General features: G+C 51.3%; 20 protein-coding genes and 1 pseudogene. 5 read left to right on the forward strand and 16 right to left on the reverse strand.

Going from position 1 to position 22,095, the window contains the following annotated elements:
* Positions 1-121: 121 nt before the first annotated feature.
* From ACM67E_RS08355 to ACM67E_RS08365, 3 genes are read right to left on the reverse strand one after another with little or no spacing between them, the layout of a single operon-like run.
* Positions 122-1,420, reverse strand: a complete 1,299-nt coding sequence (locus tag ACM67E_RS08355) for an MFS transporter (protein WP_416190999.1) — start codon at positions 1,418-1,420, stop codon at positions 122-124.
* Positions 1,417-1,611: a cbb3-type cytochrome oxidase assembly protein CcoS gene (gene ccoS, locus ACM67E_RS08360; RefSeq protein ID WP_416191000.1), complete on the reverse strand. Its 195-nt coding sequence runs from the start codon at positions 1,609-1,611 to the stop codon at positions 1,417-1,419. The genes ACM67E_RS08355 and ccoS overlap by 4 nt, the downstream gene beginning before the upstream one ends.
* Positions 1,611-1,928: an HLGFF motif protein gene (locus ACM67E_RS08365; RefSeq protein ID WP_416191001.1), complete on the reverse strand. Its 318-nt coding sequence runs from the start codon at positions 1,926-1,928 to the stop codon at positions 1,611-1,613. The genes ccoS and ACM67E_RS08365 overlap by 1 nt, the downstream gene beginning before the upstream one ends.
* A 286-nt stretch (positions 1,929-2,214) precedes the next feature.
* Here ACM67E_RS08365 and ACM67E_RS08370 point away from each other — a divergent pair, with 286 nt between their 5' ends.
* Complete coding sequence (locus ACM67E_RS08370) at positions 2,215-3,411, forward strand: acetate kinase (protein ID WP_416191002.1); 1,197 nt, start codon at positions 2,215-2,217, stop codon at positions 3,409-3,411.
* Positions 3,412-4,294: 883 nt separating this feature from the next.
* Here the strand turns inward: ACM67E_RS08370 and ACM67E_RS08375 are convergent.
* The 11 genes and pseudogenes from ACM67E_RS08375 to ACM67E_RS08425 form a co-directional block, all read right to left on the reverse strand.
* Complete coding sequence (locus ACM67E_RS08375) at positions 4,295-5,614, reverse strand: DUF445 domain-containing protein (protein WP_416191003.1); 1,320 nt, start codon at positions 5,612-5,614, stop codon at positions 4,295-4,297.
* Between the two features lie 589 nt (positions 5,615-6,203).
* Positions 6,204-6,536, reverse strand: coding sequence for a thioredoxin TrxA (gene trxA / locus ACM67E_RS08380; protein WP_416191004.1), 333 nt, complete (start codon positions 6,534-6,536; stop codon positions 6,204-6,206).
* A gap of 60 nt (positions 6,537-6,596) precedes the next feature.
* Complete coding sequence (locus tag ACM67E_RS08385; protein ID WP_416191005.1) at positions 6,597-8,141, reverse strand: ABC transporter ATP-binding protein; 1,545 nt, start codon at positions 8,139-8,141, stop codon at positions 6,597-6,599.
* A gap of 89 nt (positions 8,142-8,230) precedes the next feature.
* The gene (locus ACM67E_RS08390) at positions 8,231-9,772 is read right to left on the reverse strand and encodes a fatty acid--CoA ligase (RefSeq protein WP_416191006.1); all 1,542 of its coding nucleotides are present in this window, start codon (positions 9,770-9,772) and stop codon (positions 8,231-8,233) included.
* 173 nt (positions 9,773-9,945) lie between these two features.
* Positions 9,946-10,968, reverse strand: a complete 1,023-nt coding sequence (locus ACM67E_RS08395) for an ABC transporter permease (RefSeq protein WP_416191007.1) — start codon at positions 10,966-10,968, stop codon at positions 9,946-9,948.
* Positions 10,969-11,013: 45 nt separating this feature from the next.
* Positions 11,014-11,358, reverse strand: a complete 345-nt coding sequence (locus ACM67E_RS08400) for a hypothetical protein (protein WP_416191008.1) — start codon at positions 11,356-11,358, stop codon at positions 11,014-11,016.
* Positions 11,359-11,362: 4 nt separating this feature from the next.
* Positions 11,363-12,412, reverse strand: a complete 1,050-nt coding sequence (locus tag ACM67E_RS08405) for an ABC transporter permease subunit (RefSeq protein ID WP_416191009.1) — start codon at positions 12,410-12,412, stop codon at positions 11,363-11,365.
* A 27-nt stretch (positions 12,413-12,439) separates the two neighbouring features.
* A pseudogene (locus ACM67E_RS08410) lies at positions 12,440-13,936 on the reverse strand (SIR2 family protein).
* Positions 13,937-14,194: 258 nt separating this feature from the next.
* Positions 14,195-15,121 (reverse strand): CobW family GTP-binding protein, encoded by a 927-nt coding sequence (locus tag ACM67E_RS08415; RefSeq protein ID WP_416191010.1) that lies wholly within the window; start codon positions 15,119-15,121, stop codon positions 14,195-14,197.
* Positions 15,112-15,582 carry a transcriptional repressor gene (locus tag ACM67E_RS08420; RefSeq protein ID WP_416191011.1) on the reverse strand — a complete coding sequence of 157 codons (471 nt, stop codon included), beginning with the start codon at positions 15,580-15,582 and terminating at the stop codon, positions 15,112-15,114. Before ACM67E_RS08420 ends, ACM67E_RS08415 begins: the two co-directional genes overlap by 10 nt.
* Positions 15,583-15,699: 117 nt before the next feature.
* Positions 15,700-16,530, reverse strand: a complete 831-nt coding sequence (locus ACM67E_RS08425; RefSeq protein ID WP_416191012.1) for an SDR family oxidoreductase — start codon at positions 16,528-16,530, stop codon at positions 15,700-15,702.
* A 105-nt stretch (positions 16,531-16,635) separates the two neighbouring features.
* Between ACM67E_RS08425 and ACM67E_RS08430 the strand changes: the two genes are divergently transcribed.
* The 4 genes from ACM67E_RS08430 (at position 16,636) to ACM67E_RS08445 (ending at position 19,972) form a co-directional block, all read left to right on the forward strand.
* On the forward strand, positions 16,636-17,088 hold the full coding sequence (locus ACM67E_RS08430) for a c-type cytochrome (RefSeq protein ID WP_416191013.1): 453 nt from the start codon (positions 16,636-16,638) through the stop codon (positions 17,086-17,088).
* Between the two features lie 540 nt (positions 17,089-17,628).
* On the forward strand, positions 17,629-18,267 hold the full coding sequence (locus tag ACM67E_RS08435; RefSeq protein ID WP_416191014.1) for a CDP-alcohol phosphatidyltransferase family protein: 639 nt from the start codon (positions 17,629-17,631) through the stop codon (positions 18,265-18,267).
* On the forward strand, positions 18,264-19,043 hold the full coding sequence (locus ACM67E_RS08440) for a lysophospholipid acyltransferase family protein (RefSeq protein WP_416191015.1): 780 nt from the start codon (positions 18,264-18,266) through the stop codon (positions 19,041-19,043). Before ACM67E_RS08435 ends, ACM67E_RS08440 begins: the two co-directional genes overlap by 4 nt.
* Positions 19,040-19,972, forward strand: a complete 933-nt coding sequence (locus ACM67E_RS08445; protein WP_416191016.1) for a phosphatidate cytidylyltransferase — start codon at positions 19,040-19,042, stop codon at positions 19,970-19,972. The genes ACM67E_RS08440 and ACM67E_RS08445 overlap by 4 nt, the downstream gene beginning before the upstream one ends.
* A 66-nt stretch (positions 19,973-20,038) precedes the next feature.
* On the opposite strand, the gene ACM67E_RS08450 is transcribed toward ACM67E_RS08445, so the two are convergent.
* Both ACM67E_RS08450 and ACM67E_RS08455 read right to left on the reverse strand, forming a co-directional pair.
* Positions 20,039-20,524 carry a YqhA family protein gene (locus ACM67E_RS08450; RefSeq protein ID WP_416192758.1) on the reverse strand — a complete coding sequence of 162 codons (486 nt, stop codon included), beginning with the start codon at positions 20,522-20,524 and terminating at the stop codon, positions 20,039-20,041.
* Positions 20,525-20,659: 135 nt separating this feature from the next.
* Positions 20,660-21,940: a malic enzyme-like NAD(P)-binding protein gene (locus ACM67E_RS08455; RefSeq protein ID WP_416191017.1), complete on the reverse strand. Its 1,281-nt coding sequence runs from the start codon at positions 21,938-21,940 to the stop codon at positions 20,660-20,662.
* Between the last annotated feature and the right edge of the window lie 155 nt (positions 21,941-22,095).

Consider the following 22,095-nt stretch of genomic DNA (forward strand, 5'->3'; position numbering starts at 1 on the left):
ACAAACGCTTGAGGCCGTCTGAAAAAGGCAGGACGAAACGTTCAAACCGCACACAATATTTTCAGACGGCCTGAAATATCGGAAAGGCCGTCTGAATATTTCTTTCAGACGGCCTCAATCTTTACGGCTTTTTCTTCAAAATAAAACCGGGTTCGCGTCTGGCCAGATAAACCGTCAGCGGAATGTTGCCGATGGCTACAATCAGATACAGCAGCGTAATGCTGTCGAACAGCATCAGCAAAACCGCGCTGAGTACGGCGGCGGTTACCATGAAAATGCCGTTGATGATGTTGTTGGCGGCAACGGCGTGGGCACGGAATGTTTCGCTGGAGGCCGTCTGAAGCCAGGTATAGAGCGGCACGGAAAAGAAGCCGCCGAAAAATCCGATGGCCGTCATGACCAGCATCACGGGATAGGCGTAGGCCTGCGACAGAAACCACCCGATGCCGTTGAGTTCGGCAAACTGCCTGCCGTGGGTAAGCCACACCAATAACAGACCGCTGACAGTCAGGCTGACGGTGCCGACGGTAACCAGCCCCAAGCGCAAACGCTCGTGGCTGAGTTTGGCACACAAAACCGAACCGACGGCGATACCGACGGAGAACAGGGCAAGCATCAGGTTGAACACGTTATCGTTGCCGCCCAAATGGATTTGGGTGAAGGTCGGCAGTTGGGTGGTATAGACCGAGCCGACAAACCAAAACCACGAAATGCCGATAATCGCGGTAAACACGGATTTCTGCGCCACGGTCTCGCGCATCAGATCCATCGTGCCTTTGATGATGTTGGGTTCGATTTTGGTGTCGGGGGCTTTGGCTGGCACCGAAGGCATAAACAGGCTGGTAACCGTACCCCCGACGGCAACCAGCAGCACGACCGTACCGACGATGTGCGGCGGTACGCCGGCCAATGACGTGCCCAAAATCTGGCCGAGCAAAATGGCGATAAACGTGCCCGACTCAATCAGGCTGTTGCCCATGATTAATTCTTTATCGTTGAGATAATCGGGCAAAATGGCGTATTTCAAAGGGCCGAACAAAGTCGACTGCGTACCCATGCAAAACAGGCAGAACAGCAGCAGCGGCGCGGACTGGATGTAGAAACCGTAAGCCGCCACCGCCATCACCACAATTTCCAAAACTTTCACCCAACGCGCCAACACCGCCTTATCAAAGCGGTTGCTCAGTTGGCCGGACAAGGCGGAAAACAGGAAATACGGCAGGATAAACAGCAGCGCGCCCAAATTCAGCATTTGGCTGGCCGGAAGCCAATCGTTGCCGCCCAAACCGTAAAAGCTGATCATCACGAACAATGCGGTTTTAAATACATTGTCGTTGAACGCACCGAGAAACTGCGTGCCGAACAAAGGCGCGAAACGGCGGCTGGTTTTGAAATTCAAATAATCTTTTTTTACGCTCATTTGGTTTCGTCTTTGGCTGAATCTTGTTCTTTTTCAAGCAGTTTGTCGGTAGAATCGTCGTCCATCAGAATGCGGTGCGCCGGCCCTTCCAAATCATCGAACTGGCCGTTTTTGCCCGACCACCAGAAAAAATAGCCGATGATAAAGGCCAAAATAATGCTCAGCGGCACCAAAAGATACATGCTTTCCATTACATCATTCCTGTCAAATCGTTTAAAACCAATGTCTGGCCGGACAAAGTCAGGTATTCGTTGCGGATGGTGCCGATGTTTTCCCCGCCGGCAAAAAGTCCGACGCGGTCTTTTTCCACCCGCCAAAACAGCGGTTGAGCCGTATCCTGCAAGGGCTGCAACACGCCGACGGCGGCCTGGTCGCGCGGCACCTCCTCGCTTTGCAGCTTGACGGCAAAACGCCCGCTCTGCGGCTGCGCTTCGGATTCGTCGTCGGTCAACATGATGAAAAAGCCCAAATGGCCGCCCTCTTGGGTATGGATACTGAAATAATGCATGGTTTTGTCTTTTAATGATAAAGGCCGTCTGAAACGGAAAATCAACCGGCCGCCCGTTTTCAGACGGCCTCTTATCTTATCATCTTTTTGCGTCCGGCAGTTTGCCGGCATCATGGTTTTATGAACCGGCCTGACCTGAGCTTTGTCAAGATAATCGGCCTGTATCATTGACTTTTAACATCGGATAGAATAGCCTTTGAATGTTTTTGTTAACCTGTTTCAGACGGCCTCATCCAATCCGAAATGTTGCATTTAAGGCCGTCTGAAAACCTTTAGGAGCTTAAGAATGTCTGAAAAATTGATTTTGGTTTTGAACTGCGGCAGCTCATCGCTGAAAGGCGCGGTTTTGGATAACGGCAGCGGCGACGTGTTGCTGAGCTGTCTGGCCGAAAAACTGGGCTTGCCCGATGCCTACATCACGTTCAAATTCAACGGCGAGAAACACAAAGTCGAATTGGCCGCCAACCCCAACCACACCGGCGCGGTCGAAGCCCTAATGGAAGAGCTGAAAACCCACGGCTTCGACAGCAAAATCGCCGCCGTCGGCCACCGCATCGTCAGCGGCGGCGAGGCTTACAGCGAATCGACCCTGATTACCGAAGACGTGATTGCCGGTATCGAAAAATGCATTCCGCTTGCTCCTTTGCACAACCCGGCCAACCTGTTGGGCGTGCGTGCCGCGCAAAACATTTTCAAAGGTCTGCCGAACGTGGCCGTATTCGACACCGCGTTCCACCAAACCATGCCGGAACGTGCCTACATGTATGCCGTGCCGCGCGAACTGTACAGCAAATACGGCCTGCGCCGCTACGGTTTCCACGGTACCAGCTACCGCTACGTCGCCGACGAAGCCGCACGCTTCTTGGGTAAAGACAAAAAAGATCTGCGCATGGTCATCGCCCACTTGGGCAACGGCGCGTCTATCGCCGCCATCGCCAACGGCGTGTGCCAAGACACCAGCATGGGCTTAACCCCGCTGGAAGGTTTGGTGATGGGTACGCGTTCGGGCGACGTTGATCCTGCCGTATTCGGCTTCCTGGCCGAAAACGCCAACATGACCATCGCTCAAGTGACCGACATGCTGAACAAAAAATCAGGTCTCTTAGGCTTGTCCGAATTGTCGAGCGACTGCCGCACCATCGAAGAAGAAGCCGCCAAAGGCCATTCCGGCGCGATATTGGCTTTGGAAGTGTTCTGCTACCGCCTGGCGAAATACGTTGCCAGCATGGCCGTAGCCGCCGGCGGTTTGGACGTACTGGCCTTTACCGGCGGTATCGGCGAAAACTCCGACCTGATTCGCAGCAAAGTTTTGGGTTATTTGGGCTTCTTGGGCTTGAACGTTGATGCCGAAGCCAACCAGAAAGCCCGTTTCGGCAACGCCGGTGTTATCAGCACAGCCGACAGCCGCGCCGTGGCCGTGGTGATTCCGACTAACGAAGAATTGATGATTGCACACGATACCGCGCGTTTGAGCGGTTTGTAATCCTGACGGCAAAAAGCCCTGTCGATACCGACAGGGCTTTTTTATATCCGAACAAATCAGGTTTTACTGCTTGAGACCTTTGAAAAACCCGAAAATATTCAAAACCTCTAATCCGTCATTCCCGCGCAGGCCGGAATCCGGAATTTTAACTCTCTGTAATTGCTAAATATTCCTGAAGCCGACCAAGCCGGATTCCCGCCTTGCGCGGAAATGACGTGCATAATTTTTCAGGTTGAACCAAGTTTTACAAAGGATTCTGCTTGCAAGCCCATCGATACGGCAAAAAAAGGGGCCGCCTTCAAGCGGGGGGAATACAGACTTCATTACCCACTTTTCAGACGGCCTTGCGTTTTCCGTAATAGTTTTAGGGAGATAATCGGATTTTAAAAATCCTGTTGTTATGAATTTGGTAAAGTTTGTGTTACTTTTTTATTCTGTGGCCACCACCCTCCGAAGAAGGTGATGACGTTTTCCCGCAATTGGATGACTGAGTGAGGCAGCAGTTTCCCGTTTGCTTAATTTCCGCGTAATATGTTTGCTTTTTTTCATGAAGAAACTGAACCGACTGCCGTATTTCTGTGCACCGTGTTGTTTCCTATTAGCTATCAAGCAAACCCTGTGCCAAAATAAAAAATATTAAATTTTTTTAAATAAGCATATGATTTAAATATTAAAAATATACAAAATCATCTTTTTATACCGTAACAAATGCGGCTCTGTGATGGGCACCGTAAAAAAAGCTGACTATTTTTGTCAGCTTCTTATTTGAAACGGCAGTAGCAAAGTTACTTTTTTCGGCATATGACAGATTTTGTCACATCGGTAACTGTTTTACTTTAAACAGGCCGTCTGAAAAATATTTTTCAGACGGCCTGTTCAAACCCTATCCCAGCCATTGCGACACTACATAAATTACCAACCCGACCAAGCCGCCGACCAGCGTGCCGTTGATGCGGATATACTGCAAATCCTTGCCGATGCTGAGTTCGAGTTTTTCCACCATTTGCGCGCTGTCCCAGCTTTTGACTTTGTCCGCCACAAACTGCGCGGCCTTGTCTTTGTAGCGCATGACAAAATCGCGCACCATCAGCGACAAGCGTACATCAACCCTGCGCATAAACTGCGGATAGGCTTCGGCCTGCGCCAGCATATGATCCAGCAGCTTCTGCAATTGGGCGGCGCACAAAGAATCGGTTTTCGCCACGTCGTTCTGCGCCCAGTTTTGCAGCCCTTGCCAAAAATTTTCCAGGCTGTTTTGCAGAGCCGGTGATTCGGCAATCTGTATTTTGGCCGCTTCCAGACGGCGGTGCCACAGGTGCGAAGTTTGCAGCCGCTCAATAATCTCATCGTATTGTCCGTCGAAACGGCGGCGCATGGCATTGTCACCGCCCTGCATCGCCGCGGCCAGATAGCCGTCCGCCCAATCCAAGGCTTTGGTAGCCGCCCAGTCGTCCACTTTCTCCACCACCGTCGATTTCAGCGCGGCTTTGAATTTGTCCCATGTGCTCGGTGCCTCGCTTTCGATTTTGGCCGCCCATTCGCGCAGGTTTTGCTCCAACATTTCGCGCGTTTCAGGATTTTTCAGCCAGCGGCGCAATTGTTTGAGCAACCCGTAAAACAAGGTTTCGTGCATGCCGTGCGCCTTGAGCAGAATCAGGCCGTCTGAAAGTGTTTTGGCGATTTTTTCGCCGCTGTACTGCTGCGCCAGCATCATGCCGGAAAAACGCGCCACCTGTTCGGGCTTGGCGATTTTCAACAGCAGCGGAATCTGCTTGGCCGCCCACGGCAGCCATTGGCTGCGCACCTGTTCGCTGGCCAGCCAAGCCAATAATTTGTCGCTCGGCTGCGCCTGATACACGCGCAGCGCAATCGGTTTACCCTGCAGAAAATTATTTTCGATAAACCGCCCCAACTCGTCGGCAATCCGCGCCTGATTGCGCGGCAGAATGGCGGTGTGCGGAATCGGCAGCCCCAAAGGCCGTCTGAACAGCGCGGTTACGGCGAACCAGTCGGCCAGTGCGCCCACCATCGCCGCTTCGGAAAACGCTTTGACATAGGCCAGCCAAGTATACTGCTTCAGATACAGGGTCGATAAAACGAACAGCACGCATGCAGCTGCCAACAGCCCCGTTGCCCAGCGGCGGCTTTTACGCAACCTTGCCCGCGCCTGTTGCAGGCGGACTTCTGCCGAAAGTGTGTGCATAGTGTTCCTCTGTTTTGCAAACCGATACTGAAATTATATAGTGAAATAAAATAAGAAAACTACAGCGTTGGCTGCGCCTTGCCGTACTATCTGTACTGTCTTCGGCTTGCCGCCTTGTATTTTTCTTATTTTATTCCACTATAGTGCAGGCCGTCTGAAACCGCCCGCATGGTTTTGCCTGTTTTTTAAGCAGTTTATTTTTATGCTGAAATATCATTAGGATAATCGGGTTTTCCACATGATGTACACGCAGCTTTCAAAACGGTCTGTGTCTAAAATCCATATCGCTCAAATTTTAAGCAGTCAAATTTTTCCGATAGATTTCAAAGTCCAAACCGTTTTATACACAGGCTGCGCACATCTTTGATTGGGGAATTTGTGTATTTCGTTTTCAGACGGCCTTCAAGCAAAAACACCGGCTCCTGCCTATTTTTCAGGCAACCTGATTTTATACTTATGTTTCAAATACTACGGCGTCTTTTCCACAGCTTGCCGACAATTTGTCTCCGTTGAATGTGCAAAACCTGTATAACAAAAAGGCCGTCTGAAACCCAAACGGTTTCAGACGGCCTTTCAATTTGCCCGTATATCAAGCGATAGACGCTTCCAAGAATGCGGTCAGTTGGCCTTTTGCCAACGCGCCGACTTTGGTCGCCACGTTTTGACCGTTTTTGAACACCATCAGTGTCGGAATGCCGCGCACGCCGAATTGGTTCGGGGTGTTTTGGTTGTCGTCGATGTTGATTTTCACGACTTTGACTTTGCCTTGGTATTCGGCCGCCACGTCGTCCAAAATCGGAGCGATCATTTTGCAGGGGCCGCACCAAGGTGCCCAGAAATCCAGCAATACGGGAACGTCCGATTTCAAAACGTCCTGTTCGAAATTGGCATCGGTGGTGTGTACAATCAATTCGCTGCTCATAGCGTATCCTTTCAGATGAGGTTTCGTATAGCAGCAGAATAGGGCTTGCGGCGGAAAATTTCAAGCCCCCGCGTGCAGCAATAGATTTTGCGTATAAGCGGCATGAGGATTTGCAAACACGCTTTCCCAACCGCCCTGCTCTACGACTGCGCCGTCTTTCAACACCATCACGCGGTGCGACAGTGCGCGGATGACGGCCAAATCGTGGCTGATGATGATCAGACTCAGGCCGTGCTGCCGTTGCAAATCGGCGAGCAAGGCTAAAATCTGCTGCTGCCATTGCACGTCCAACGCGCTGGTCGGCTCGTCCAAAACCAAGATTTTCGGTTTGACAATCACCGCGCGCGCAATCGCCAGCCGCTGCCGCTGGCCGCCGGAAAAGGCGTGCGGATACCGTTCCATCGCCTCTTCGGGCAAACCGACTTGGCGTAGGGTTTCGGCAACACGCGCGCGCACGGCTTCGCGGCTCAAGTGCGGCTCGTGTACGCGCAAACCTTCGGCCACAATCTCAAACACGTTCATGCGCGGATTGAATGCGCCGAACGGATCTTGAAACACCATTTGGATTTCTTTGCGCGATTCCGGCCGCCATGCTTGGCCGTTGATTTTCAGACGGCCTTCCGCTTCCATCAGGCGCATAACCGCTTTGGCCAATGTCGTTTTGCCGCTGCCGCTCTCGCCGATGATGCCGAGCGTTTCGCCCGCCTTCAAATCGAAATCCAGCGGCTGCAGCAGGGTTTTGCGGCGTTTTTTAAACCAGCCCGCACTTTCTTTTACCGATACGCTGATTCCTTCGGCCTCCAAAACGGCAGGCGGATTTTCCGGTAAGCCGACGGCTTGGCGCGCGGCGCGCGCGTTCAGCAGCATTTTCGTATATTCGTGCCGAGGCCGTCTGAAAACTTCTTCGACGCTGCCCTGCTCGACAATGCGGCCGTGCTGCATGACCGCCACGTCGTCGGCAAAGCGGCGCACCAGATTCAGATCGTGGCTGATGTAAACCAGCGTCATGCCGCGCTCCTGCTGCAATCGGGACAGCAAATCGAGAATCTGCGCCTGCACCGCCACATCCAGCGCGGTGGTCGGCTCGTCGGCAATCAAAAGTTTCGGTTCGGCCGCCACCGCCATCGCAATCATCGCCCGCTGCCGCTGCCCGCCCGAAAGCTGGAACGGGTAGGCAAAGGCTTTTTCTTCGGGGTCTTGAATGCCGGTTTCGCGCAAAAGCTCAACCGCCCGCGCCCAAGCCTGTTTTGCGCTCAAACCCAAGTGCAGCGTCAGCACTTCGGCAATCTGCCTGCCCACGCGCATCACGGGGTTCAAGGCAGTCATCGGCTCTTGGAACACCATGCCGATGTCGCGACCGCGCAATTTCTGCAAACTGCGCTCGGATTGCGCCAACAAATCCGTTCCTTCGAATTTCAGACGGCCTGTCAGCGACACCGCCGGATTCAGCCGCATGATGCCCTGCGCCAACACGGTTTTGCCGCTGCCACTCTCGCCGACGACGGCAAGCCTGCGGCCGGCCTGCACGTTCAGATTGATGTCGTGCAAAACCTGTTTGCCCGGGAAGGCGGCGTTGAGGTTTTCAATCTGTAAAATCGGTGGCATGGTTTTCCTTTCGGTAAAACAAAAGCGTGATGCCGCACCACGCTTTTCGGTTTTTCAGATGGCCTTCCGATGACAAAGGCCGTCTGAAATCATTGCCCGTCCTGCAACTGCTGTTTCAATACGCGCTTCAGCACCTTGCCGGTGGCGTTTTTCGGCAGCTCGTCTTTGAAGTAAATATGCTTCGGCACTTTGAAATTCGCCAGATTCTTGCGCAGGTGGGCGCGCACTTCTTTTTCGTCGAGCGTCATGTTGTCTTTGACCTGAACAAACGCCACGATTTCTTCATCGGCATATCGGTCTTTCACGCCGATGACCGCCGCCGCTTCCACTGCGTCCATTTTATACAGCACTTCTTCAATCTCGCGCGGATAAATGTTTTGGCCTTTGGAAATAATCAAATCTTTTTTGCGGTCGACGATAAAGATAAAGCCGTCGTCGTCAATCTGCACCAAATCGCCCGTGCGCAGCCAACCGTTGACGATGGTTTCGTCGGTTGCGCCGGGCATGTTCAGATAGCCCTGCATCACCGCATCGCTTTTGACGATGAGTTCGCCCACTCCGCCTTTTTCAACTTCCATCAATTCGTCGTCAACCGCTTTGATTTGGTAGCCCGGCAAAGGTTTGCCCACGCTGCCGACTTTCTGCCGCTCCAGCGTGTTGACCGACACGACGGGCGAACATTCGCTCAAGCCGTAGCCTTCTATCAGCTTGGCTTTGGGAAATTTGGCCTTGAAATCGAGAATGGTCTGTTCAGCCAAGGGCGCACCGCCGCTGACGAACAGGCGAACGCGGTTGAACCAGCGGAAATACCACGGAATCTTGGCCTTGCCCATCGCGGTATAAATCGCCGGCACGCCTAAGAAAATCGTTGCGCGTTTGAGCAGAACCTGTTTCAGCACATTGGAAAACGGGAACACCGATTTCACCAAAATAATCGAACAGGCCATGTAAATCGGCAGCAGCACCATCGCCGTCAGCGTAAAGCTGTGGAACATCGGCAGGAACACGACAAAGCGGTCTTTGCGCGAAATTTTGAACACCTGTTCCACGCCCTGCAGGTTGGAAAACAGGTTTTTATAGCTGATGAGCGCGCCCTTCGGGTGGCCGGTCGTACCCGAGGTATAAATGATGTGCGCCAAATCATCGATGGCGGGCTGGCGGCTCAAATCCGGTTTTTCCGGAAACGACAAGGCCACCGAAAAATGCCCGTGCCGCTTGTCTGCCGGCATTTTGCCGCCTATCCAGATGATTTTTTCCAGTTTGGTTTTGTCTTCCAGGCCTTTCACTTCTTTCAGCGAATCCGAAGCGAACAGAAACCCGGCACCGCAATCGTTGAGAATATAGGCAAATTCGTCGTTTTTCAAAAACGTGTTCATCGGCACGGCCACCGCGCCCACGGCGGTAACGGCAAAATAAGCCACGATAAAATCCGGCGAATTGGCCACGGCTAAAGCCACTTTGTCGCCGAACTTCACATCGATGCTTTGCAGATAAGCCGCCACCGCATCAACCTGCCGCTTCAGCTCCTGATAACTGATTTTTTCTTTATCGTTGAAAACGGCGGTGTGTTTCGGCGATTGGTGGCTTGCTGCCGCCAGCATTTGGTAAAAATTATTGTAGCGGTAATTCATTAAAGCTTTCTTAATTAAAGTGGTTTGATTTTCCCTGTGCGGCAGCCCGTTGCCGAACCGCCTGTATTGTATAGAACCGGCATAGAGAAAGTAAGCCTTTCAGCGTAAAAAATGCAGGTTCTGATGCGATTTTCCGCAAAAATTCAGGATAATCCGGCAAAGGCCGTCTGAAATCAATTCCGTGCCCTTACATCAAACGCATGACGCAAGCCCTCGCCGACCATGACCAAAAGCAGCAGCATCACCGTCAGCGTACCGACCGCCGACAAACCTATCCACCATGCGTCGAGATTCTCTTTGCCCTGCGCCAGCAGTTCGCCCAAACTCGCCTGCGACGCGGGTACGCCCAACCCCAAAAAGTCCAGGCTAGTCAAGGCCAAAACCGCGCCGGAAATGCGGAACGGCAGAAATGCCAAAACAGGCGTAAGACTGTTGGGCAGAATGTGCCGCCACATAATCATGCCGTCTGAAACGCCCATGCTTTTGGCCGCCAGCACATAATCGGCCTGCCGGTTTTTCAGAAACTCGGCGCGCACATAGTCCGACAGCCCCATCCAGCCGAACAGCGACAGTAAAACCAGCAAAATCAGCAGGCTGGGATTGAAAAACGACGACAGGATAATCAGCAGGTAAAGTTCGGGCAGGCCGCCCCAGATTTCCAAAAAACGCTGGATGACCAAATCGGTTTTGCCGCCGAAATAGCCCTGCACCGCGCCCATCACCACGCCGATAACCGTCGTGACCGCCGTCAACGCCAACGCAAACAGCAGGGAATCGCGGAAACCGTAAACCAACCGCGCCAACACGTCGCGGCCGCGGTCGTCGGTACCGAGCCAATGGTTTTCAGACGGCCTTGCAGGGTCGGGCTGCGTGTCGAAATCGTTTAAGGTGTCGGCGGCGTAGGGATTGGGTAGATAAAGCGCGGAATTGCCGTCTGAAGTGATGTTGCGGCGGATAAGCGGATCAAGGTAATCGGCAGGCGTGTCGAAGTCGCCGCCGAACTCGGTTTCGTGATAAGTTTTGACGATCGGAAAATAGGTTTCGCCCTGATAGCGAATCCACAGCGGCTTGTCATTGCTCCACAGCGGCGCGGCCAGCGCGACGGCAAACAATACCGCCAGCACACGCAGCGCAAACCAGCCGCGCTTGTGTTTTTTAAATGCCTGCCATGTGGGATTTTGGGAAAGTGTCTTCATCGTTGTATTTTGTTGAGGCCGTCTGAAATGTTTTCAGACAGCCTGTTACCATTCTTTTTCATGCAGCAGAAAATCTGCCCGTTTACCGTCATCGGTCGTAATCGTAATTTCAATATCATTATCCAAACGCCAGCGGCGGTCGGTTACTTTGCCCAGCACTTTCGACTGCCCTGCTTCGTAAGTGATAACATATTGGTTTTTATCGTTTATTCCGCACATTCCGCCGCAACAGCTCCAATTCGACAAAGGCAATGAGTCGCCGCCTATCGGCCTGGCCCACACTTCGCCTGTAATCGCTTTGTCGGTGGTGCGGTATTGCGCATAAAGCCAGCCGGCAGTAAATGCCGCTGCCACAATACCGAATACGATTTTGCGTTTTCTGCCCATCATTCCCCTACTTCCGACCGCCGAAATGAATCCGCGGATCGACCCACGAATAGGAAATGTCCGACAACAGTTTCGCCAGCAAGCCCATCAGCGTGAACACATACAGCGTGCCCATCACCACGGGATAATCGCGCTTCATCACCGCTTCGTAGGAAAGCAGCCCCAAACCGTCGAGCGAAAACAGCGTTTCAATCAGCAGGCTGCCGGTGAAAAACGCGCCGATAAAGGCCGCAGGGAAACCGGTAATCAGCGGAATCATCGCGTTGCGGAACACGTGTTTCCACAAAATCTTCCGTTCGGGCAAACCTTTGGCGCGGGCGGTGTAAACATATTGGCGGCGGATTTCTTCGAGAAACACGTTTTTCGTCAACACCGTCATCACCGCCAGATTACCGGCCACCGAAGCCGTAACCGGCAAAGCCATGTGCCACAGATAATCTTTGATTTTGGCGAACGTACTCAAATTTTCCCAATCGTCGCTCACCAAACCGCCCTGCGGAAACCACGAAAAAAAGCTGCCGCCGCCGAACAACACCAGCAACACCAAACCCAACACAAACGGCGGCACGGTATAGCCGACCAGCACCACCACGCCGCTCACCGCGTCAAAACGGCTGCCGTCGCGCACCGCCTTGGCAATACCGAGCGGAATACAAATCAGATAGGTCAGGAAAAACGTCCACAGCCCCAAACTCATCGACACGGGCATTTTTTCTTTCACCAACTCGAACACAGTCTGATGATGGAAAAAACTCTCGCCCAAATCAAACCGCGCAAACCGCCCGACCATCTCAACAAAACGCGTCAACGGCGGCTTATCAAAACCGTAAAGCGCGTTCAAAGCCGCCATATCTTCCGCACTGAGCCGGCTGCCGCCCTTCATCATATCCGCCGCACCGCCCGCCGCTTCGCCCACCGCCGCGCTTTGGGTGAGCTGCTGCACCATCTGCTCCACCGGCCCGCCGGGGACAAACTGGATAATCGCAAACGTTACCGCCAAAATACCCAACAGCGTCGGGATTAAAAGTAACAAGCGTTGGAAAATGTAACGCCACATAAATAAAACACCTAAATATTCAATAATTCAATTAAATTTTTTATAGTCGAACATACACAGCAATTTTCTATAATCAGTTATCTTCTTATCGTTAAAATCTTTGAGATACTGCTCAACTTCTTGCAGGTTCAATTGATCATTCCAAATTGCCCAAGCTATTGCATTGATTTTATAAGTATTTGAAATATTCTCATCTGACCAAATATCATCAATCTTAGTATGCGAATTTTTAGATTGAATTTTGATATTTTCAATTAACTCTTTCAATTTATCTAATTGCTGTTGCTTTAGATCCTCTGCTTTCTCTATAGATGAACAAATTTTCGAAAATCCATAAATAGGGAAATATTGGGAAACAGTAATTTTATGCTTATTTATTTGTTCCAATAACTGAGAATTAGCTTCTTCTATAATCTTAAAGTAATTTGACATCATCTCTGGAGCAGTTTGGTAATTATAACTGATTGTTTTTGAAGATCCAATTGCTATAATTCTATCTCCATTATCTAATGTTTCTATATCTTCAGTAAATCTTACTTGAATACTGCCACCTTCATTTATCTCTTTCACAATTGATTGCAGCTTTCGGACATCCATCGCAGAAATAGGTAAAGTTAGAGCTGACAACTCTTTATAAATTTCAGTAAATTTATCTGTTCTTATTTTATTAATTCTTATGGTTGTCAACCCAGAAATATCTATATCATGTTCTGATATCTCGATATTTTCAGAATCACGTTCATATTCAACTAGTAAAAAATTTCTTCTAATTTTCTCTGCAACCTCAGAATTAGGCTCAACATAAGTAAAGATTGTTTTTAAAATATGTTTAATATTTTCATCGCCTACGTTATATCCTAAGAAAATAATAGGATTATGTATAAATAAGGACAACAACTGGGCACGGATCAATTCATATTTAACTCTAAACTTCTCATAATCTTGCTGAGTAAGAATAATTTTATCTGGCTCATCAACGCACCCATGTATTTTATATACTGAGCCATAAGGATTACTCAATAAAATATTATTTCCTATCAAAGGATTAAATTCAAAAACTTCTTGGGCAAATTTATCATAATTAGTTGTAATGATAGAGCCGATATTTTTCCGTGCTTTTTTTAATTCTGTTAACTCATCTTACATTTCTTCTCGATAGTCCAGATTACTCAACAATGAAGCAACATAAATTTTAAATCTACTTAGTGCCTTCTGACCTTCTCTCATTTTATTAAAGAAAATATCATTGATCTCCTTGAATTTCCCCTCAGGGTCTTGTTCTAATTTATGATTAAATTTTTCCTCTAACTCCTTAGCTACATCTTCATACTTGCATATTCCATCTTGATAGCAACGAGATTTCATATTCAAATATTCCCTATCATCTCCATATAACTCTAATGAAATTTTTTGCAGCAACCCATCCCATGTAAATGAATTTTTTAAATATCGCAAACTCATTCCTGTTCCAATAAATAAGACTGGATGATTGGTATATGCAGACATAAATTCTTTTATATTCATTCAATTCTCCAATTTAGAATATGAAAACCGTCTGAAAATTCTAATCTCACTTTTCAGACGGCCTGAGACCTTTGCAAAACTGGTAAATTTTTAAAAATCTTTAAACCGTCATTCCCGCGTAGGCGGGAATCCAGACCTATCAACTTCAGGAATATTGAACTATTTCAATAATTTGACGTTCTGGATTCCCGCCTACGCGGGAATGACGATCATAGTATTCTTAGTTCAAATTGAGTTTTGCAAAGGTCTCGGCCTATCCTACTTCTCCACCGCTTCTTTCAATTTCCGTTCAATCAAATCCGCGTCAAACGATTTGGCAATCAATTCAAACCGCGAATCGCGCCGCCATGACACTTGGCTTGCGCCCCATTGTCCGTCGACCCAGTTGAGCCAGACCCATGTTCCCAATACTTGGAACACGCCTTTGGCGCGCACTAAGCCTTCGGTCATTTTGGGCAGGTCGTTGAAGAAGTTGGTCAGGCGTTCGCCGTCGAAATCCTGCCCTGCGGGGAAGGTAAAGCCTTCGGATTGGAAGCCCATGGTGTTGTCGGGCAGGGCTTTGATGCGGTAGCGCGATTTTTCGGCTACGGGAATGTCGAGCCATTGGATGTCGAGCTGCGCGTTTTGCACTTCGACCACTTTGGCTTTCGGGGGAAACAGTTTGGCGGCTTTTTCGTGAAATTCGGCCATTTGTCCGGGCGTGCACAAATCGGTTTTGCTTGCCACCAACACGTCGCACACGCCGATTTGGTCTTTATACAGGGCTTGGTTGGCGTAGTCGGGGTTGATGAACTGGCGCGGATCGACGACGGTAAACACGGCGGCGATGTCGAGCGAATCTTTCAGCGGCGGGGCTTTGAGTTCGTCAATCACGCTGGCGGCGTGCGCCAGGCCGCTGGCTTCGATCATCAGGCGGTCGGGTTTTGCGTCGCGCAGCATTTTCTGCACGGTCGTCCCCATTTGCGCACCGGCGGTACAGCACAAACAGCCGCCGGCGATTTCGGCCACGGGGATGCCGTCGTCGCTCAATACCGCGCCGTCGATGCCGATTTCGCCGAATTCGTTGACGATAATCACCCATTTTTCATTCGGGTCTTTTTGCGCCATCAGGCTTTTGAGCGCGGTGGTTTTGCCTGTTCCCAAAAAGCCGGAAATCAGGTGGACTTTGGTTTTCTTTACTGGCATTTTTTGCAGATTCCTGTTAAGACGACGTGTTCTTCTTTCAAGGCAAAGCCGCTTTCGGCCACGCCTGCGCGCAGGGCTGCCCATTCTTGGCTGAGGGTCTGCTCGTCAACCGCGCCGCATTCAGTGCAGACCAAAATAAACGCGCTGTGGTGGGGGGCGGCTTCTTCGTGGTCATGGCAATGGTCGCCGCACTCGTGTTGCGCGTGGCTGCACAAGACATAGCCGTTGACCGCGGCCACTTTGTGCAGCACGCCCTGCTCCGCCCAAAAATCAAGGGCGCGGTAGGCGGTGGGCGGCGCGACCACGCCCTCGCTCTGCTGCTGCATTTGCGACAAGACGTTGTAGGCTTTAATCACGCCGTTCTGTTGCAGAATGATGTCGAGCACCTGCTCGCGCAAGGCGGTCACCTGCGCGCCGTCGATGCGGGCTTGTTCTAAAATTTTCTGTTTCAAAGGATTCATAACGGGCTTTCAGACGGCCTTTTGAGATGTTTCATTATAACGTGTTTGCGTATATTCAGACACTTCAAGGCCGTCTGAAAGCGTTGCGGCACTTTCAGACGGCCTTTTAGGAAAAACCTATTTAAACCATGACTTAATCTTAGCGAACAAAGACGTGCTCTGTTTTTCAAAACTCGGTTCCGCCACCGCGACGGCGGTGGTTTCGTCTTTGGTTACTTTCAGCGGGTTGAACGTTTGCGCTACTGGCATGATTTCGATGGCGTTGACGTTCATGTGCGCCGGACGCTGGTACAGCCACAACGCGGTGTCGGCAATGTCTTGCGGACGGATAAATTCCACATTTTTATAAAGCTCCGCCGCGCGTTCGTCGTCGCCTTTGAAGCGCACGTTGGAAAACTCGGTGCCGCCGCACAAACCCGGCTCGATATTGCTCACGCGGATATTCGTTCCCGCCAAATCGGCGCGCAAATTCAGGCTGAACTGGCGCACGAAAGCCTTGGTCGCACCGTAAACATTGCCGCCCGGATAAGGGTATGTGCCGGCAATCGAACCCAGATTCATGATGTAGCCCTGATTGCGCTCCACCATCTGCGGCAGCACTTGGCGCGTCAGGAACGTCAGGCCGACGATGTTGGTCTGGATCATGGTTTCCCAATCGCCGAAATCGGCTTTGTCGGCGTTGTCCAAACCCAAAGCCAAGCCCGCATTGTTAATCAGGCAGTCGATTTCGCTGAAATTCTCCGGCAGGCTGTCGAGCGCGTTGCGGATGGATTCGGTTTTGGATACGTCCATTTCCAGCGGATAAAACAGGTTGCCCAATTCGTCGGCCAGCATCTGCAGCTTGTCCAAACGGCGCGCCGCACCGATAACGTGATACCCTGCCGCCACAAAACTGCGGCACATCGCCTCGCCGAACCCGGCCGACGCACCGGTAATCAAAATCGCCATACTGTTTCCTTTCGTTTTTCACACGGTTTCAGGTATGATTGCACCATCTTTTTTCAGACGGCCTCACCGTCTTTTGCCAAAACAATCATACCACAAGGACACACCATGAAACTCAAAACTTCCCTGATTTTGGCCGCCGCTTTCGCCCTCTCCGCCTGCGGCAGCGGCGCACCTGCCGAGCCCAAAGGCCCGGTTTCCGAAGAGCGTACCGCCGCGTTCAAATCGATGATGCCCGAATTCATGAGCATGGGCAAAATGGTCAAAGGCGAAGAAACCTACGTCGTCGATACCTTTAAAGCCAATGCCGCCAAATTTGCCGAAAGCAGCAAAAAACCGTTCGCGCATTTCCAATCCGACCCGCAAGGCAACGGCGATGCGCTGCCGGCAATCTGGCAGGACGAGGCCAAATTCAAAGCAGAGGAAGACAAATTCCATGCCGCAGTCGCCAAGCTGAACGAAGCCGCACAGGGCGGCAACTTGGAAACCATCAAAGCCGCTTACGGCGAAGTGGGCGCAAGCTGCAAATCCTGCCACGACGCATACCGCAAACCGAAATAAATCCGCCGTTTAATCCGTACCGTCAGTCAAGGCCGTCTGAACATTTTAGCTTCGCAGAAACTTCGTTTTAGCTTCGCAGAAACTTCGTTTTAGCTTCGCAGAAACTTCGTTTTCAGACGGCCTTGTGCAAATCGGGAATCGCTCAGCCGTAGCAATTTTCACGATTGAATGCTTTATAAATAAACCATGCCGTCTGAAAAAATGAAATCTTTCAGACGGCCTTTTTTCATTCCGTCTTCGTGGGCAAGTGTCCGCCCCACAGTAATTTATGGTTGCCATAATCCGCCTGCACGATTTGCCCGAATCGTGAATCAACCAAGAACCTTGACTCCGCCGTTAGCCGTACCGGTTCGCCCATCATGCCCCGAAAGCTCATGTGTTTTGGCGTTCTTTAATATTTCATCTTTGATTTTATTGGAAATTTTTTAACATTATCGATGATATTCCCGGCTCGGTTAAAATTTCCGCACTCATTTCATCATGTTTTTCAAAAAATCCTGTAATATCCGCCTATGCTAATCACACAACATAAGGCTTGTTATGACTGAAAACCGCCGTCCTCTGTCTTCACGCGATACGCGTATCATGCAACGCATTGCCGCATGGCTTGCCCGTACCGGCATCACGCCCAATCAGATTTCCTGCATCGCCATGATTTTCGCCGCTATCGGCGGCCTGCTGCTGGCATTCGGCAGCCATTCCGCCGTTGCGCTGGTTCTGTGCGCCTTATTTGTGCAACTTCGCCTGCTGTGTAACCTGTTTGACGGCATGGTGGCGGTGGAAGGCGGTAAAAAAACGCCGACGGGCGAGCTGTATAACGAGCTGCCCGACCGCGTTTCCGACAGCCTGTTCATCATCGCTTTGGGCTATGCCGTTTCGCTCGGCTGGCTGGGCTGGCTGGCCGCGCTGTTGGCCGCGCTCACGGCCTATATCCGCGTATTCGGCGGCAGCGTCGGCCTGCCGCAAAGTTTCCGCGGCCCGATGGCCAAGCAGCACCGCATGGCGGTCTTGACCGCATCCTGCCTGCTCGGTGCGGCCGAAATGTATTACAGCCAAAGCCGTTATGTTTTGACCATCGGCCTGATTGCCATCGCTGCGGGCAGCGCGGCTACCTGCGCCCTGCGCATCCGCGACATTGCCGATGCCAAAAAACAGCTTGCCGCTAAGGAGCAGCCATGAGTTTTCTGAAAAAAAAGCTGGCTTGGCTGACCGACCAAGCCTTGTGCCTGTCGGTTTCGTTCCTGACCGGCGTGAAACCGAAAACCGCGCGCGAATTGGATTTTTCGCCGGAAAAAACCGTTTACTACGCCAACCACGGCAGCCACGGCGATTTCGTGCTGGTATGGATTTCGCTGCCGCGCCGCTGGCGTATGCACACGCGCCCCGTGGCCGGTGCGGACTACTGGCTGACCAACCGTATCAAGCGTTTCATCATTCAAAACGTGTTCAACGGCCTTCTGATCGACCGCAAAGGCAATGACCCGCAAGCCGTAACGGCGCAAATGGCCGATGCGGTGGCAGGTGGCGACTCGCTGATTATTTTCCCCGAAGGCACACGCAATACCGACGACCAAACCGTATTGCTGCCGTTCAAATCGGGCATTTTCCACTTGGCGCAATCGCAGCCGGACACGCAGTTCGTACCGCTTTGGATCGACAACATCAACCGCGTGCTGCCCAAAGGCACGCTGCTGCCGATTCCGCTGATGTGCGAAGTGCATATCGGCCAACCGGTTAGGCTGGCGGAAAACGAAAGCAAAGAACAATTCCTGAAGCGCACCCGCGACGCGCTGCTGGCTTTGAGGCCGTCTGAAAACCACGGCGAAACCGCCGCTGCCGTTTCCGAATCCGCCATGCTGTCTGAAACAAATGATTCCGATACGGCAGAATCCGCAACCCCAACTGCCGACAGGCCGTCTGAAAACCCTGCACCGGAATCGGAGCCAAACCAATGAGCAAAACCACTTACATTTTCATCTCCGTATTCGCCGTATTGATACTGGCCAGCGTCATCGGTCAATGGCTCAAGCGCAAAAACGGTGCCGACAATCCCACCATCGCCAACCTCAACGCCCGCATTTACACATGGTGGCTGATGGTTCTGGTCTTGCTGGCGGCATTCTGGTTCGGCAAAACCGGCACGATGATTCTGTTTTTCCTGATTTCGTTTGCCGCGTTACGCGAATTCATGACCTTGGTTTACCGCCGCCGCAGCGACTATTACAGCATGGCCGCCTGTTTCTACCTGCTTTTGCCCGTGCAGTATTATTTCGTATGGGACGAATGGTACGGCATGTTCGCCATCTTTATTCCGGTTTACGGCTTTTTGGTGCTGCCGATTATCGCCAGCTTAAGCGGCCAGACCGCCGACTTTTTGGAACGCGCCGCCAAAACGCAATGGATGGCGATGATCTGTATTTTCTGTATTTCGCACGTTCCCGCCCTGCTTTTCCTCAACCTTGACGGCTTCCCGCAGAAAGACAACATCCTGCTGCTGATTTTCCTCATCGGCGTGGTGCAGGCTTCCGACGTGTTGCAATATGTGTGGGGCAAACTGGTGGGCGGCCCGAAAATCATGCCCTCGTTGTCCCCTTCCAAAACCGTATCCGGCACGGTAGGCGGCATCACATCGGCCACGCTCCTGGCCGGCCTGCTCGCGCCGCTGACCCCGTTCTCGTTCGGCCAAGCCGCACTCATCGGCCTGATTATCTGCCTGATGGGTTTCTTCGGCGGTTTGGTCATGTCGGCCATCAAACGCGATTACGGCGTGAAAGACTGGGGCAACATGATTCACGGCCACGGCGGTATGCTCGACCGCGTCGATTCGATCTGCTTCGCCGCACCGGTGTTTTTCCATATCGTTCGCTATTATTGGAACGGCTGATCCGCCGTTTTCAAAATAACCAAAGGCCGTCTGAAAATCTTTTCAGACGGCCTCGTTTTTACGGTTTCAATGACGCAGACTTTTCATCGTCAGCACGACTGCTGCCATCACCACTGCAATCGACACGGCAAAATACAAAGTTTCCAGCGTTGCACCGACGGCAGCGACCTGCTCCAAAAACATAATCGTCAAAATCAGCGACGCCACTTGCAAAATGATGATTTTCAAATCATGAAAACTGTTGATATGCAGGGCTTTGAGAAACTGTGAATCGTTGTTCGTTTTGCCCGAAATAAAAAAATGATAATGCGCGATACTGATGATTTGGAAAGTCAGCGCAATCAGCAGCACATCCAATATTTTCAGCAGCAACACTGCCTGATATTGCACCTTGCTCGGTGTATCGGGCAATTCACGCACAAAGCCGACAATAAAATGCAGTCCGGCGTTAATAGAAGCAATATAGAGCAGAATCGAAGCAATAAAGCTGACAATCACGATAATGAATACCAGCAGGCGGCTGTTTTTAAAGATTTGTTCGAGTATATGAATTCCTTACATGAACAAGACAATTCAAATCCAAAGCATAAGAATCGGATTATACAGAACAAAGGCCGTCTGAAACTTTCAGACGGCCTCTGTTTTAATTTAAGACTCGGAAACACAAGCCTCAAACCGATTCGGAACTTACAGCTTCCATTCGCTCAATTTGGCTTGGTAGGCTTCCAAATCCGCAATCGGACGGGTTGCCACACCGCTTTCCATCGCGGCTTTGGCGGTAGCAGCGGCCACGCGTGGCAGCAAACGCGAATCGAACGGGGTCGGAATCAGGTAATCCGCGCCGAATTCGAATTTCTTACCGTAGGCGGCAGTCACTTCTTCGGTCACTTCTTCCATCGCCAAATCCGCCAGCGCATAGACGCAGGCCAGTTTCATTTCTTCGTTGATGGTGGTCGCGCCGCAATCCAACGCACCGCGGAAGATGAACGGGAAGCACAATACGTTGTTGACTTGGTTCGGGAAGTCGGAACGGCCGGTACCGATAACCACGTCCGGGCGGGTCTGTTTCGCCAACGGCGGCATGATTTCGGGATTCGGGTTGGCCATGGCGAATACAATCGGTTTGTCGTTCATGGTCAGGAGCATTTCAGGGGTCAGCAGGTTTGCGCCCGACAAGCCCAAGAAGATGTCTTTGCCTTTGACCGCATCGGCCAAGTTGCGCGCGCCTGTGTCTTCCACCGCGTAGAATTTTTTGGATTCGTCCATGCGGTCTTTGTCTTCGCGCGTTTGGTAGATTACGCCTTTGGAGTCGCACACGGTCACGTTTTCGCGTTTCAGGCCGACGGCCAGCAATTGGTTCAGACACGCAATCGCCGCCGCGCCCGCACCGGAACACACCAAAGTGGCTTCGCTGATGTCGCGGCCGGTATGACGCAAAGCGTTCAATACGGCGGCGGCGGTGATGATGGCAGTACCGTGCTGGTCGTCGTGAAATACCGGAATATTGCAGCGTTTGCGCAGTTCCTGCTCGATGTAGAAACACTCGGGGGCTTTGATGTCTTCCAAGTTGATGCCGCCGAAAGTCGGCTCCAGCGCGGCGATGATGTCGACTAATTTTTTCGGGTCTTTTTCGTTGATTTCAATGTCGAACACGTCCACGCCGGCGAACTTTTTAAACAACACGCCTTTGCCTTCCATCACCGGCTTGCCGGCCAATGCGCCGATGTCGCCCAAGCCCAAAACGGCAGTACCGTTGGAAATCACGCCGACCAAATTGCCTTTGGCGGTGTATTTGTAGGCATCTTGCGGATTGGCTTCGATTTCCAAGCAAGGAAACGCGACACCCGGAGAATAGGCCAATGCCAAATCTTCCGAAGTGCTCAGGGATTTTGTCGGGGTAACGGACACTTTGCCCGGTACGGGAAATTCGTGGAATTTCAGTGCTGCGTCTTTCAATGTATTTTCCATTAGGATAATCCTGTTGCAATAATGATGCTGTGAAGCGTGAACGCCGTCTGAAAGTCAAGTCAGGCGGTAACCATACAAAAGCGGACCAATATGATATAAATGACTTCAGGCTTCTGTAATCGGGCGTAATTTTAACATGGCCGAATGGTCGGGCA

Source organism: Neisseria sp. CCUG12390, from assembly GCF_047837985.1.
Taxonomy (GTDB): domain Bacteria; phylum Pseudomonadota; class Gammaproteobacteria; order Burkholderiales; family Neisseriaceae; genus Neisseria.

Excerpts from the sequence above, each read along its gene's own strand:
- ACM67E_RS08455 (WP_416191017.1), bottom strand. The coding sequence starts at position 21,940 with ATGGAAAATACATTGAAAGACGCAGCACTGAAATTCCACGAATTTCCC.
- ACM67E_RS08445 (WP_416191016.1), top strand. The coding sequence starts at position 19,040 with ATGAGCAAAACCACTTACATTTTCATCTCCGTATTCGCCGTATTGATA.
- ACM67E_RS08365 (WP_416191001.1), bottom strand. The coding sequence starts at position 1,928 with ATGCATTATTTCAGTATCCATACCCAAGAGGGCGGCCATTTGGGCTTT.
- ACM67E_RS08430 (WP_416191013.1), top strand. The coding sequence starts at position 16,636 with ATGAAACTCAAAACTTCCCTGATTTTGGCCGCCGCTTTCGCCCTCTCC.
- ACM67E_RS08370 (WP_416191002.1), top strand. The coding sequence starts at position 2,215 with ATGTCTGAAAAATTGATTTTGGTTTTGAACTGCGGCAGCTCATCGCTG.
- ACM67E_RS08385 (WP_416191005.1), bottom strand. The coding sequence starts at position 8,141 with ATGCCACCGATTTTACAGATTGAAAACCTCAACGCCGCCTTCCCGGGC.
- ACM67E_RS08440 (WP_416191015.1), top strand. The coding sequence starts at position 18,264 with ATGAGTTTTCTGAAAAAAAAGCTGGCTTGGCTGACCGACCAAGCCTTG.
- ACM67E_RS08435 (WP_416191014.1), top strand. The coding sequence starts at position 17,629 with ATGACTGAAAACCGCCGTCCTCTGTCTTCACGCGATACGCGTATCATG.
- ACM67E_RS08400 (WP_416191008.1), bottom strand. The coding sequence starts at position 11,358 with ATGATGGGCAGAAAACGCAAAATCGTATTCGGTATTGTGGCAGCGGCA.
- ccoS (WP_416191000.1), bottom strand. The coding sequence starts at position 1,611 with ATGGAAAGCATGTATCTTTTGGTGCCGCTGAGCATTATTTTGGCCTTT.
- ACM67E_RS08355 (WP_416190999.1), bottom strand. The coding sequence starts at position 1,420 with ATGAGCGTAAAAAAAGATTATTTGAATTTCAAAACCAGCCGCCGTTTC.
- ACM67E_RS08405 (WP_416191009.1), bottom strand. The coding sequence starts at position 12,412 with ATGTGGCGTTACATTTTCCAACGCTTGTTACTTTTAATCCCGACGCTG.
- ACM67E_RS08375 (WP_416191003.1), bottom strand. The coding sequence starts at position 5,614 with ATGCACACACTTTCGGCAGAAGTCCGCCTGCAACAGGCGCGGGCAAGG.
- ACM67E_RS08420 (WP_416191011.1), bottom strand. The coding sequence starts at position 15,582 with ATGAATCCTTTGAAACAGAAAATTTTAGAACAAGCCCGCATCGACGGC.
- ACM67E_RS08390 (WP_416191006.1), bottom strand. The coding sequence starts at position 9,772 with ATGAATTACCGCTACAATAATTTTTACCAAATGCTGGCGGCAGCAAGC.
- ACM67E_RS08395 (WP_416191007.1), bottom strand. The coding sequence starts at position 10,968 with ATGAAGACACTTTCCCAAAATCCCACATGGCAGGCATTTAAAAAACAC.
- ACM67E_RS08425 (WP_416191012.1), bottom strand. The coding sequence starts at position 16,530 with ATGGCGATTTTGATTACCGGTGCGTCGGCCGGGTTCGGCGAGGCGATG.
- ACM67E_RS08415 (WP_416191010.1), bottom strand. The coding sequence starts at position 15,121 with ATGCCAGTAAAGAAAACCAAAGTCCACCTGATTTCCGGCTTTTTGGGA.
- trxA (WP_416191004.1), bottom strand. The coding sequence starts at position 6,536 with ATGAGCAGCGAATTGATTGTACACACCACCGATGCCAATTTCGAACAG.